The 13,189-nt window shown below is 63.1% G+C and carries 9 protein-coding genes; 8 read left to right on the top strand and 1 reads right to left on the bottom strand.

Features of this window, described 5'->3' with window-relative positions; all coding sequences use genetic code 11:
• Positions 1–6: 6 nt before the first annotated feature.
• Positions 7–2,652, bottom strand: a complete 2,646-nt coding sequence (aceE, locus tag H621_RS0104495; RefSeq protein WP_028942212.1) for a pyruvate dehydrogenase (acetyl-transferring), homodimeric type — start codon at positions 2,650–2,652, stop codon at positions 7–9.
• 383 nt (positions 2,653–3,035) lie between these two features.
• Between aceE and glnE the strand changes: the two genes are divergently transcribed.
• From glnE to H621_RS0104455, 8 genes are all read left to right on the top strand, one after another.
• Positions 3,036–5,972 (top strand): bifunctional [glutamate--ammonia ligase]-adenylyl-L-tyrosine phosphorylase/[glutamate--ammonia-ligase] adenylyltransferase, encoded by a 2,937-nt coding sequence (glnE, locus tag H621_RS0104490; RefSeq protein WP_028942211.1) that lies wholly within the window; start codon positions 3,036–3,038, stop codon positions 5,970–5,972.
• A gap of 157 nt (positions 5,973–6,129) precedes the next feature.
• Positions 6,130–7,179: a lipopolysaccharide heptosyltransferase II gene (gene waaF / locus H621_RS0104485; protein ID WP_028942210.1), complete on the top strand. Its 1,050-nt coding sequence runs from the start codon at positions 6,130–6,132 to the stop codon at positions 7,177–7,179.
• Positions 7,180–8,238, top strand: a complete 1,059-nt coding sequence (gene waaC / locus H621_RS0104480; protein ID WP_028942209.1) for a lipopolysaccharide heptosyltransferase I — start codon at positions 7,180–7,182, stop codon at positions 8,236–8,238. It abuts the gene before it with no gap.
• Entirely contained in the window at positions 8,238–9,362 is a 1,125-nt protein-coding gene (locus tag H621_RS0104475) for a glycosyltransferase family 4 protein (protein ID WP_028942208.1), read from the top strand. The genes waaC and H621_RS0104475 overlap by 1 nt, the downstream gene beginning before the upstream one ends.
• Positions 9,359–10,165, top strand: a complete 807-nt coding sequence (gene rfaP, locus H621_RS0104470) for a lipopolysaccharide core heptose(I) kinase RfaP (protein ID WP_028942207.1) — start codon at positions 9,359–9,361, stop codon at positions 10,163–10,165. Before H621_RS0104475 ends, rfaP begins: the two co-directional genes overlap by 4 nt.
• Positions 10,165–10,899 carry a lipopolysaccharide kinase InaA family protein gene (locus tag H621_RS0104465; protein ID WP_028942206.1) on the top strand — a complete coding sequence of 245 codons (735 nt, stop codon included), beginning with the start codon at positions 10,165–10,167 and terminating at the stop codon, positions 10,897–10,899. Before rfaP ends, H621_RS0104465 begins: the two co-directional genes overlap by 1 nt.
• Positions 10,896–11,648 (top strand): lipopolysaccharide kinase InaA family protein, encoded by a 753-nt coding sequence (locus tag H621_RS0104460; RefSeq protein WP_028942205.1) that lies wholly within the window; start codon positions 10,896–10,898, stop codon positions 11,646–11,648. The genes H621_RS0104465 and H621_RS0104460 overlap by 4 nt, the downstream gene beginning before the upstream one ends.
• The gene (locus H621_RS0104455) at positions 11,648–13,084 is read left to right on the top strand and encodes a lipopolysaccharide kinase InaA family protein (protein WP_028942204.1); all 1,437 of its coding nucleotides are present in this window, start codon (positions 11,648–11,650) and stop codon (positions 13,082–13,084) included. Before H621_RS0104460 ends, H621_RS0104455 begins: the two co-directional genes overlap by 1 nt.
• Positions 13,085–13,189: the final 105 nt, after the last annotated feature.

The raw sequence follows: 13,189 nt of genomic DNA, 5'->3' as shown, positions 1-13,189 counted from the left end.
TACTCCTCAGCAGTCCAGTGGGTTGCGTTTGTCCGGGTCGATGCCGAACTTGGTGATGGCTTCAGCCACGACCTTAGGTTCGATATCGCCACGGTCAGCCAAGGCTTCCAGTGCAGCCAGCACGACGAAGTTGCGGTCGACTTCGAAGAAGTGACGCAGTTTCTTGCGGCTGTCGCTGCGACCGAAACCATCGGTACCCAGGACTTTGAACTCTTTGCTCGGCACCCACTGGCGAATCTGTTCGGCGAACAGCTTCATGTAGTCGGTGGAGGCAATGACCGGGCCCTTACGGCCAGCCAGGCACTCTTCGACGTAGGTGACCTGCGGCTTCTGACCAGGCTTGAGGCGGTTGCTGCGCTCTACGGCCAGGCCGTCGCGACGCAGTTCGTTGAAGCTGGTGACGCTCCAGACGTCGGCGCCGACGTTGAACTCTTCACGCAGGATCTTCGCCGCTTCACGCACTTCACGCAGGATGGTGCCGGAGCCCAGCAGCTGTACGTGGTGCGCCGCTTCGCGGGTGTCTTCCTCGAGCAGGTACATGCCCTTGATGATGCCTTCCTCGGCGCCGGCCGGAATGGCTGGCTGGGTGTAGGCTTCGTTCATCACGGTGATGTAGTAGAAGACGTCCTGTTGCTCTTCGGTCATCTTCTTCATGCCGTCCTGGATGATCACCGCCAGCTCGTAGCCGTAGGTTGGATCGTAGGTGCGGCAGTTCGGGATGGTCGCGGCCAGCAGGTGGCTGTGACCGTCTTCGTGTTGCAGACCTTCACCGTTGAGGGTGGTCCGGCCGGCGGTACCGCCGATCAGGAAGCCACGGGTACGGCTGTCGCCAGCGGCCCAGGCCAGGTCACCGATACGCTGGAAGCCGAACATCGAGTAGAAGATGTAGAACGGCAACATCGGCTGGTTGTGGTTCGAGTACGAAGTACCGGCAGCGATGAAGGAGGACATGGCGCCCGCTTCGTTGATGCCTTCTTCGAGGATCTGACCTTTTTTGTCTTCGCGGTAGAACATCACCTGGTCTTTATCGACTGGCTCGTAGAGCTGGCCGACGGACGAGTAGATGCCCAGCTGGCGGAACATGCCTTCCATACCGAAGGTACGGGCTTCGTCCGGGATGATCGGAACGATGCGCTGGCCGATTTCCTTGTCCTTGACCAGCTGCGCGAGAATCCGCACGAAGGCCATGGTGGTGGAGATTTCGCGATCACCGGAACCGTCGAGGATGGCCTTGAGGGTTTCCAGTGGCGGGGTCGGAATGCTGAAGCTCTTGGCGCGGCGCTGAGGCACGAAACCACCCAGGGCGGCACGACGCTCGGCCAGGTAACGGGCTTCGGCGCTGCCTTCTTCGGGTTTGAAGAACGGCAGGTTTTCCAGCTCTTCGTCCTTGACCGGGATGTCGAAGCGGTCACGGAAGTGACGCAGGCTGTCGACGTCGACCTTCTTGGTGTTGTGCGCGGTGTTCTTGGCTTCGCCAGCACCGGTGCCGTAGCCCTTGATGGTCTTGGCCAGGATGACGGTCGGCTGCTCTTTGTGGTTGACCGCCTGGTGGTAGGCTGCATAGACCTTGTACGGGTCGTGGCCACCACGGTTGAGCTTCCAGATTTCGTCGTCGGACAGGTCTTCGACCATGGCCTTGAGTTCTGGAGTATTGAAGAAGTGCTCACGGACGAACGCGCCGTCCTTGGCCTTGTAGTTCTGGTATTCGCCGTCGATGACTTCGTCCATGCGGCGCTGCAGGATACCGTCGACGTCCTTGGCCAGCAGTGGGTCCCAGAAACGGCCCCAGACCACTTTGTTGACGTTCCAGCCACCGCCACGGAACACGCCTTCGAGTTCCTGGATGATCTTGCCGTTGCCGCGAACCGGGCCGTCGAGGCGCTGCAGGTTGCAGTTGATGACGAAGATCAGGTTGTCCAGCTTCTCGCGGCCAGCCAGCGAGATGGCGCCCAGGGATTCCGGCTCGTCGCACTCGCCGTCGCCCATGAAGCACCAGACTTTCTGCTTGCCTGCAGGGATGTAGCCGCGGCTTTCCAGGTACTTCATGAAGCGTGCCTGGTAGATCGCCTGGATCGGGCCCAGACCCATCGAAACGGTCGGGAACTGCCAGAAATCAGGCATCAGCCATGGGTGCGGGTAGGACGACAGGCCTTGACCATCGACTTCCTGACGGAAGTTGTTCATCTGGTCTTCGCTGATGCGGCCTTCCATGAAGGCGCGGGCGTAGACGCCTGGCGAGGCATGGCCCTGGAAGAAGATCAGGTCGCCGCCGTGCTCGTCGGTCGGGGCCTGGAAGAAGTAGTTGAAGCCGATGTCATACAGGGTGGCACTGGAGGCGAAGCTCGAAATGTGGCCGCCCAGGTCCGAGTCTTTCAGGTTGGTGCGCATCACCATTGCAAGCGCGTTCCAACGGACCAACGAGCGAATGCGGCGTTCCATGAACAGGTCGCCAGGCATGCGTGCTTCGTGGGTGACAGGGATGGTGTTGCGGTATGGCGTGGTGATGGCGTATGGCAGCTGGGAGCCACTACGGGTGGCCAGCTCGCCCATACGGGTCATCAGATAGTGAGCGCGGTCTTCGCCTTCTTTGTCGAGAACCGACTCCAGGGCGTCCAGCCATTCCTGGGTTTCGACGGGATCGAGGTCTTGCATGGCTTGCTCCAGGGCGGAAAGGCTTCCAGAATCGGTTGCCTGAGTTTGCGACTGGCCTTTTGGGCAGACGACATGAAATTCTTGGATTACCGGAGAGTGTACCGGCGTTGTGTAGTTTTACTACAAATGAATCACCATTTCATGCTTTTGAAGTGACGAAGCAGTAGTAAAACTACAGAAAAATGGCTCGTGGCCGCAGTTTGGGTTGTGGGATAAAACGATACCGGTGGTCAAAAACAAGTTACGAAAAGGTTTGCTGCGATGGTTTCTGCCAGAGAATCAGGTTTTTCAGCTATTTCTAACTTTTGTACGACAGTCCAACCGTGGCCCGGGCTCCTTCGCCCAATCGCTGCCAATCTTTTCTCGCCGATCAAGGATAGACCATGAGCCTGCCTTCGCTGGTCGATCTGCCAGCCACCCTCGCGCCGCTGGTCAGCCGTAACGAACAATCGCTGCGCGGTGCCGTGGCCCAGCAGCCTGAGCTGTCGCTTGAACACTGGGCGCCAGAGCGCTGGGCGCAGTTTGCCCGGGTCGCGGCGGCCAGCGATTTTGTCCTCGAGCAAAGCCTGCGTGACCCGACCATGTTGATCGAACTGGAGACGAGCGGTGAGTTGGACCGCGCCTTCGCCCCGGGTGAACTGTGCGCGCAGATCAAAGCTGCAACCCAGGTCGCCGAGACTGAAGACGAACTGGCCCGCAATCTGCGTCGCCAGCGCAGCCGCCAGCAGGTGCGGATTATCTGGCGTGACCTGAACCGCCAGGCCGACCTGGTGCAGACCTGCCGTGACCTGTCGGACCTCGCCGATGCCTCCATCGACCAGGCGTACAACTGGCTGTATCCACGCCACTGCCAGCAGTTCGGCACACCCATCGGCCATCGCAGCGGCCAGCCGCAGCACATGGTGGTCCTGGGCATGGGCAAGCTCGGTGCGGTGGAACTGAACCTGTCGTCGGACATCGACCTGATCTTCGCCTTCCCTGAGGGCGGCGAAACCGAGGGGGTCAAGCGCTCGCTGGACAACCAGGAGTTCTTCACCCGACTGGGCCAGCGGCTGATCAAGGCCCTGGACCCGATCACCGTCGATGGTTTTGTGTTCCGCGTCGACATGCGCCTGCGCCCCTACGGCTCGGCCGGCGCCCTGGTGCTCAGCTTCAATGCACTGGAGCAGTACTACCAGGACCAGGGCCGCGACTGGGAACGCTACGCGATGATCAAGGCGCGGGTGGTGGCAGGCGATCAGGTCGCCGGTGCGCAGTTGCTGGATATGCTGCGCCCCTTCGTTTACCGGCGTTACCTGGACTTCTCGGCGATCGAAGCGCTGCGCACCATGAAGCAGCTGATCCAGCAGGAAGTGCGGCGCAAGGGCATGGCCGATAACATCAAACTGGGGGCCGGCGGCATTCGCGAGGTCGAATTCATCGCCCAGGCATTCCAGTTGATCCACGGTGGGCGCGACCTGAGCCTGCAGCAGCGGCCCTTGCTCAAGGTGCTCGCCACCTTGGAAGGCCAGGGCTACCTGCCGCCGGTGGTAATCGCCGAGCTGCGTGAAGGCTACGAATTCTTGCGTTATACCGAACACGCCATCCAGGCTATCGCCGACCGTCAGACCCAGATGCTGCCCGACGATGAACTGGACCGTGCTCGCATCGCCTTCATGCTCGGCTTTGCCGATTGGGCCAGCTTCCATGCGCAATTGATGCACTGGCGCGGACGCGTCGACTGGCACTTCCGCCAGGTGATCGCCGACCCGGATGAAGATGAAAGCGAAGAGGGTGAAGTGATTGTCGGCGGCGAGTGGTTGCCGCTCTGGGAAGAAGCCCAGGATGAAGAGGCCGCCTGCCGCCAACTGGAAGACGCCGGTTTTGCCGACCCGGGCAAGGCCCTCAAGCAATTGGCCGGCCTGCGCGCCAGCCCGCAGTTGCGCGCCATGCAGCGGTTGGGGCGCGAGCGTCTGGATGCCTTTATTCCACGCCTGCTGGCGCAGGCGGTGGAACATGCCGACCCGGACCTGGTACTGGAACGGGTGCTGCCGCTGGTAGAAGCAGTGGCGCGGCGTTCGGCGTATCTGGTGTTGCTTACCGAGAACCCGGGGGCGCTGCGTCGCTTGTTGACCCTGTGCGCGGCAAGCCCATGGATTGCCGAGCAGATCACCCGCTTCCCGTTGCTGCTGGACGAACTGCTTAATGAAGGTCGCCTGTTCAGCCCGCCCCAGGCGCCGGAACTGGCGGCTGAATTGCGCGAACGGCTCACGCGCATTCCCGAGGACGATCTGGAACAACAGATGGAGGCGTTTCGTCACTTCAAGCTGGCCCACAGCCTGCGGGTGGCCGCTTCGGAAATCGCCGGCAACCTGCCGCTGATGAAGGTCAGCGATTACCTGACCTGGCTGGCCGAAGCCATCCTCAACCAGGTGCTGGCTCTGGCCTGGCGCCAGACCGTGGCGCGCCATGGCCAGCCCAAGCGCAGCGACGGCAGCCTGTGTGATCCGGGCTTTATTATTGTTGGCTACGGCAAGGTCGGCGGTATCGAGCTCGGCCATGGCTCGGACCTGGACCTGGTGTTCATCCATGACGGCGACCCACAAGCCGAAACCGACGGCGCCAAGCCGATCGACAGCGCCCAGTTCTTCACGCGCCTGGGCCAGCGCATCATTCACCTGCTGACCACCCAGACCAACTCCGGGCAGCTCTACGACGTGGACATGCGCCTGCGCCCTTCCGGTGCGTCGGGCCTGCTGGTCAGCTCGCTGGGTGCCTTCGAGCGCTATCAGCAGAACGAGGCCTGGACCTGGGAGCATCAGGCCTTGGTTCGGGCGCGCGTACTGGCGGGCTGCCCGCAGGTGGGCAAGGCCTTTGAAGAGGTGCGGGCGCGGGTGCTGGGCCAGGCTCAGGACCTGGCCAAGCTGCGTTCAGAGGTCAGCGAAATGCGCGCCAAGATGCGCGACAACCTGGGCACCAAACTCAGCGCCGCCGGTACTGGCGCCAATGCCTTTGATGCGGGTGTGCCCTTCGATATCAAGCAGGATGCCGGTGGTATCGTCGATATCGAATTTATGGTGCAATACGCCGCTTTGGCCTGGTCTCACGACCATCCGGCGATACTGCGCTGGACCGATAACATTCGTATCCTCGAAGAGCTTGAACAAGCCGGATTGATGCCGGCCAGCGATGCGGTGCTGCTGCGCGAGGTGTACAAGGCGTTTCGTTCCGCCGCGCACCGTCAGGCGCTGCAGAAGCAGGCGGGGGTGATCGATGCCGGACAGTTTGTGCAAGAGCGTCGCGAGGTACGGCGGATCTGGGGCGAACTGGGTCTGACATGAGCAGTTGAACCAGGCGAATCAGGCGGCAGGGAGCCTGCCAGGACCACACTACAGCCCGAGTGGCGTACACTGGTCGACATATAGCCTGAATATAAAGAGGGGAGGCCAGGCGGTTCGCGGACAGTCTGTAGCCTCCCTGATCGTTTCTGGATAAAGCATGAGAATTTTGATCATTGGCCCCAGCTGGGTGGGCGACATGGTAATGGCGCAGACCCTGTTCCATTGCCTGAAGCAACAACACCCGGCGTGTGTGATCGACGTGCTGGCCCCCGAGTGGAGCCGGCCGATCCTCGAACGCATGCCTGAAGTGCGCCAGGCCTTGAGCTTTCCGCTCGGTCACGGGGCACTGGAACTGGCAACCCGCCGGCGTATCGGCAAGTCCCTGGCCGGTCAGTACGACCAGGCCATCTTGCTGCCCAACTCGCTCAAGTCGGCGCTGGTGCCGTTCTTTGCCGGCATTCCCAAGCGTACCGGCTGGCGCGGCGAGCTGCGCTTCGGCCTGCTCAATGATGTGCGCAAGCTCGACAAGGCGCGCTACCCGCTGATGATCGAGCGCTTCATGGCGCTTGCCTATCCGGCTGGCGCCGAGTTGCCCAAACCCTATCCCCGCCCGAGCCTGCAGATCGAAGCGGCCAGCCGCGATGCGGCCCTGGCCAAGTTCGGCCTGGCCCTGGACCGTCCGGTGCTGGCGCTGTGCCCGGGTGCCGAGTTCGGCGAAGCCAAGCGCTGGCCGTCTGAGCACTACGCCAAGGTCGCCGAGGTCAAGATTCGCGAAGGGTGGCAGGTGTGGCTGTTCGGCTCGAAGAACGACCATGCCGTGGGTGAGTCGATCCGCGAGCGGCTGATTCCCGGCCTGCGCGAAGAAGCCACCAACCTCAGTGGCGAAACGTCGTTGGCCGAAGCCATCGACCTGCTGTCGTGCAGCGATGCCGTGGTGTCCAACGATTCGGGCCTGATGCATGTGGCCGCCGCGCTCAATCGTCCGCTGGTGGCCGTGTACGGCTCGACCTCGCCTGGCTTCACCCCACCGCTGGCCGATCAGGTCGAAGTGGTGCGCCTGGGCATCGAGTGCAGCCCCTGCTTTGACCGCACCTGCCGCTTCGGCCATTACAACTGCCTGCGCCAGCTTGAGCCGGAGGCGGTCGTGGCGGCACTGCAGCGCCTCGATGGCCCGACCCTTGTTGATGTCATGGCCGAGGTCGATTAAGTGCGGGTACTGCTGATCAAGACCTCGTCTCTGGGGGATGTGATTCATGCGCTGCCGGCGCTGACTGATGCGGCCCGGGCGATCCCCGGCATTCGCTTCGACTGGGTGGTCGAGGAAGGCTTTGCCGAGATCCCCAGCTGGCACCCAGCGGTGGACAAGGTTATCCCGGTGGCGATCCGCCGCTGGCGCAAGAACCTCTGGCAGACCTTCAAGAACGGCGAATGGCGCCAGTTCAAGCAGCGCCTGCGAGAAACCAAGTACGACCTGGTGATCGACGCCCAGGGCCTGGTGAAGTCGGCCTGGCTGACGCGCTACGTCAAGGCGCCGGTAGCCGGGCTTGACCGCTATTCGGCGCGCGAAGGGCTGTCCAGCCGCTTCTACGACCGGCGCTTGTCGGTGGCCCGCGGGCAGCATGCGGTGGAGCGGGTGCGCCAACTGTTCGGCCTGGCCCTGGGCTATGACCTGCCGGCTGGCCTGGGCGACTACGGCCTGGATCTGAACCGCCTGCAACTGCCCCCGGCCGCACCTTTTGTGGTTTTCCTGCACGGCACCACCTGGGACACCAAGCACTGGCCCGAGGCTTACTGGCGCCAGTTGGCCGAGCGGATGGGCCAGCAAGGGCTCGAGGTGCGCCTGCCCTGGGGCAACCCGGCCGAGCAGGCCCGGGCCGAGCGCATCGCCAAGGGCTTGAACAATTGCCAGGTACTCCCCAAGTTGAACCTGGTTGGTGTCGCTCGCGTCTTGGCCGCTGCCAAGGCCTGTGTCGCCGTCGATACCGGCCTGGGCCATCTGGCGGCGGCACTGGATGTGCCGACCCTGTCACTGTTTGGCCCTACCAACCCGGGCCTGACCGGTGCCTATGGCAAGTCCCAGGTACACCTGGCCAGCGACTTTGCCTGCGCGCCCTGCCTGCAGAAGAAATGCACATATAAACCGAGCGCTGATGATCAGCGCCGGTTCGATCTCAAACGCGAGTGGCCACTGTGCTTCACTCGCCTGAATCCCGAGCGTGTGGCGAGCCAATTGCGCGCGTTGCTGCTGGCTGAGGATGTTCGTTGATGCAACTGGCTTTTGTGCTTTACAAATATTTCCCCTTCGGCGGGCTGCAGCGCGACTTCATGCGCATTGCCCTGGAGTGCCAGCGCCGTGGCCACAAGATCCGCGTCTACACGCTGATCTGGGAAGGCGAGGTGCCTGAGGGCTTCGAAGTACTGGTGGCGCCGGTGAAGGCGCTGTTCAACCATCGTCGCAACGAGAAACTCAGCGCCTGGATGGAAGCCGACCTGGCCAAGCGTCCGGTGGACCGCCTGATCGGCTTCAACAAGATGCCGGGGCTGGATGTCTACTACGCCGCCGACGGCTGCTTCGAAGACAAGGCGCAAACCCTGCGCAATCCGCTGTACCGGCGCTGGGGCCGCTACCGGCACTTTGCCGAGTACGAGCGGGCGGTGTTCGCCAAGGACGCCAAGACCGAAGTCCTGATGATTTCCGAAGTCCAGCAGCCGCTGTTCATCAAGCACTATGACACCCCGCTGGAGCGCTTCCACCTGCTGCCACCGGGCATCTCCCAGGATCGCCGGGCACCGGCCAATGCTGCCGAGATTCGCGCCGAGTTCCGTCGCGAGTTCGACCTGAAAGACGATCAGTTACTGATGGTGCAGATCGGCTCCGGCTTCAAGACCAAGGGTGTCGACCGTAGCCTCAAGGCCCTGGCCGCACTGCCGCCTGCGCTGCGCAAGCGCACCCGGTTGATGGTGATTGGCCAGGACGACCCCAAGGTGTTCCAGTTGCAAAGCGCGACGTTGGGCCTGGGCGATCAGGTGCAGTTCCTGAAAGGACGCAGCGATATCCCGCGTTTTCTGCTTGGTGCCGACCTGCTGATTCACCCTGCCTACAACGAAAACACCGGCACCGTGCTGCTCGAAGCGCTGGTCGCAGGCTTGCCGGTGCTGGTGTCGGCCGTGTGTGGCTATGCCCATTACATTGCCGAGGCCGACAGTGGCCTGGTGCTCGATGAGCCGTTCGAGCAAGAGCAGCTCAACCAGTACCTGCAGCGCATGCTCGAAGATGACGCCGCCCGCGCCGACTGGGCGCGTAATGGCCTGGCCTTTGCCGATACCGCCGACCTCTACAGCATGCCCGAGCATGCTGCCGATGTGATTCTGGCCCCGGAGCGCACATGAAACTGATACTCGCCGAGCCGTTCAAGCGCCTGTGGGCCGGGCGCGATGCCTTCGATGCCGTGGAGGGCCTGCAAGGGCAGGTTTACCGCGAGCTGGAGGGGCGCCGCACCCTTCGCACCGAAGTCGAGGGACAGGGCTATTTCGTCAAGATCCACCGTGGCATCGGCTGGGGCGAAATCTTCAAGAACCTGTTCACCGCCAAGCTGCCGGTGCTCGGTGCCGGCCAGGAGTGGCAGGCCATCGAGCGTTTGTACCAGGTGGGTGTACCGACCATGACCGCCGTGGCCTACGGCGAGCGGGGCAGCAACCCGGCGGCGCAGCATTCGTTCATCGTCACCGAAGAGCTGGCGCCGACCATCAGCCTGGAAGACTTCAGCATCGACTGGGTCAAGCAGCCGCCGGCACCGCGCCTCAAGCGTGCGCTGATTGCCGAAGTGGCGCGCATGACCGGCATGATGCACCGCGCCGGGGTCAATCACCGCGACTGCTACATCTGCCATTTCCTGCTGCACACCGACCGTGAAGTGACGGCCGATGACTTCAAGCTGTCGGTCATCGACCTGCACCGCGCCCAGACCCGTGCCACCATTTCGCGGCGCTGGCGCAACAAGGATCTGGCGGCGCTGTATTTCTCGGCGCTGGACATCGGCCTGACCCGGCGTGACAAGCTGCGCTTCCTGCGCGGTTATTTCCAGCAGCCGCTGCGCCAGATCCTGGCTGAGGAAGCGGCCTTGCTGAGCTGGCTCGAAGGCAAGGCGCAGAAGCTCTACGAGCGTAAACAACGATACGGGGACGCGCTCTGATGGCGGGTTGGACACTGGAGCCTGATTACCAGGCGCTGGCGGCGGATTTTGGCAGTATCGAGGCGGTCTTCGCCCTCAAGGGCGAGCGCCTGACCCACGACCCGCTGAGCGAAGTGATTCGCGTCGAGCGCGGCGGGGTCAACTACTACGTCAAGCGTTACATCGGTGCCGGCAAGGGCCTGCGCCGTTACCTGGGGCGCCCGCGCATCAAGGCCGAGTGGCAGAACCTCAAGCAGTTCGCCAAGTGGGACATTCCTACCGCCGAGGTGGTGGCCTGGGGCCTGGAGCGCAAGGGCCTGGCCTTTGGTCGCGGGGCGATGATCACCCGTGAGTTGCCGCGTACCGAAGACCTCTCGGCACTGGCCGAGCGCAAGGACCCGCGCCTGGCCCAGCGAGGCTGGGTCGATCACATCAGCCGCCAGTTGGCCCGGCACACTCGGGTGATGCACGATCACCACTTCACTCATAACGACTTGAAGTGGCGCAACCTGCTGGTGGATGACCAGGCCACGCTATTCTTCATCGACTGCCCTACCGGCGATTTCTGGTGGGGTTTCATGTTGCGCTACCGGATCACCAAAGACCTGGCCTGCCTGGACAAGGTGGCCAAGTATCACCTGTCGGCTACCCAGCGCCTGCGTTTCTACCTGCAGTACCGCGGGCGTGAGCGCCTGAATGAATCGGACAAGCGCCGCATCCGGCACGTCGTGACGTTTTTCGAGGGACGCGAATGACTGATTTCCTGGCCAGTGCCGACGTGGCGCTGCTCGAGCGCCATGGCCTGAACGGCTTCGACCAACTCTGGGCGCTGCAACTGGATGCGGTGGATGAACCCAACACCGGTCGTGGCGGCTGGAGCAGCGTGTTCCGTCTGGAGCTGGAGGGCAAGGGCTACTACCTCAAGCGTCAGAGCGACTACTTGACCCGTACGCTGCACAGCCCGTTCGGCGAGCCGACCTTTGCCCGTGAGTTCCGCAATATCAGCCGCTACCAGAAGCTGGGGATTCCGGCGTTGCAGGCGGTGTACTACGGCGAGCGCAAGATCGACGGCGAACGCCGGGCCATCCTGATGACCCGCGCCCTGGATGACTGGAGCGACCTCGACGGTCTGCTCGGCCAATGGCCGCAGCTGGACATCGGCCAGCGCCAGGGCATCCTGCGCGCCTGCGGATTGCTTGCACGCACCCTGCACGCAGCTAGCCAGGTGCATGGCTGTTTCTACCCCAAACATATCTTCCTGCGTGCCCGCAGCGATGGCTGGCAGGCGCAATTGATCGACCTGGAAAAAACCCGGCCATTGCTGCTGGGCATGCGCGACCGGCTCAAGGACCTTGAGCCGCTGTTGCGTCGGGCGCCGGTCTGGAGCGAAGCTGAAGTACGCGTGATGCTGTCGTCCTACCTGGACCAGCCCGCCGACAGCCCGCTGGTCGATACCTGGCTGCAGCGCCTTACGCGCCGCCGCCGTGAGAAAGAGGCTCGCTGATGCGTTTGTCCGAACTCAAGGATGCCGGGCGCAGCCCGGACCTGCCCCTGACCATTACCCTGGCCGATGCGGCCGGTAGTGCCGATCTGCAGCTGCTCAGCCTGCTGCGGGTGCTGCCCGGGCAGCGCTATGTGGGCGCCGGGGTGTGGCGTGGCAAACCGGTGCTTGCCAAGTTGTTGGTAGGCAGCAGTGCAGCACGGCATTTTCAACGTGAGCTAGAAGGTGCGCGCCTGCTTGCCGACCAAGGCCTGACCACACCGCTATTGCTGGCCGATGGCTTGCGCGAAGGCGAGGGTGGCTGGCTGCTATTCGAATTCCTCGAAGGCTCGCAAAGCCTTGCCGATGCCTGGGCTGAAGTCGAAGCCTTGCCGCCCCTGGCCGATGAGCAGCAAGCGGTGCTGGGCGAAGCCCTGGCGGCCGTGGCGCAGATGCACGCCAAGGGCCTGTGGCAGGAAGACCTGCACCTGGACAACCTGCTGAGCCATAACGGCCAGCTGTACCTGATCGACGGTGCCGGTATCAAGGCCGAAACCCTGGGCGCGCCGCTGTCGCGCCCGCAGGTGCTGCAGAACCTGGGCGTGCTGTTTGCCCAGTTGCCCAAACGCCTGGAGCCGTTCATTGAAGAGCTGCTGGTGCACTACCTGCTGGCCAATGCCGAACATGCCTTGCCGCTCGAAGCGCTGCAGAAGCAGATCGACAAGGTGCGCAGCTGGCGCCTGAAGGATTATCTGGAAAAGGCCGGGCGCGAGTGCACGCTGTTCAGTGTGGAACGCAGCCCCTCGGGCCTGCGTTCGATCCGTCGCAACGAAGCGCGGGCCTTGCTGCCGGTGCTGGAGCAGGCCGACACGCTGATCGACCAGGGCCACCTGTACAAGACCGGCGGCGCGGCCAGTGTGGCGCGGGTTGAGGTGGATGGGCGGTCGTTGGTGCTCAAGCGCTACAACATCAAGAATACCGCCCACTGGTTCAAGCGCTTCTGGCGCCCGAGCCGGGCCTGGCACTCGTGGATCGAAGGACATCGCCTGGAGTTTCTCGGCATTGCCACACCCAAGCCGCTGGCGGTGCAGGAGCTGCGCTTCATGGGCTTGCGCAGCCGTGCCTACCTGGTGACCGAGTACGCCGACGGGCCGGACCTGATCGAATGCTTTACGCCTTACGTCGAGAGTGGCGAGGTGCCTGAGGCGCAGCTGCAGGCCCTGCAGGCGCTGTTGTCGCAACTGATCCATGAGCGCATCAGCCATGGCGACATGAAGGGGCATAACCTGTTCTGGCAGGATGGCCAATGGTCGCTGATCGACCTTGACGCCATGTGCCAGCATGCGACCCACCTCAGCTTTGCCGCGGCTTTTGCCCGCGACCGGGCGCGTCTGCTGCGTAACTGGCCAAGCGGCAGTGCGCTGCACAAGCGCCTGGATGAGTGTTTGCCCAAGCTGTGAAATGATCGCGGGGCAAGCCAGCGCCTTGTGGGGGCTGGTCTTGCCAGCGATCGGCGGCGAAGCAGGCGTAATACAGTCAACCCTGATTGCAGGTTGCACAGGCCC

The sequence above is a fragment of the Pseudomonas vranovensis DSM 16006 genome (assembly GCF_000425805.1).
Classification (GTDB): Bacteria; Pseudomonadota; Gammaproteobacteria; order Pseudomonadales; family Pseudomonadaceae; genus Aquipseudomonas; species Aquipseudomonas vranovensis.
This window is presented reverse-complemented; position numbering and strand designations above follow the sequence as displayed.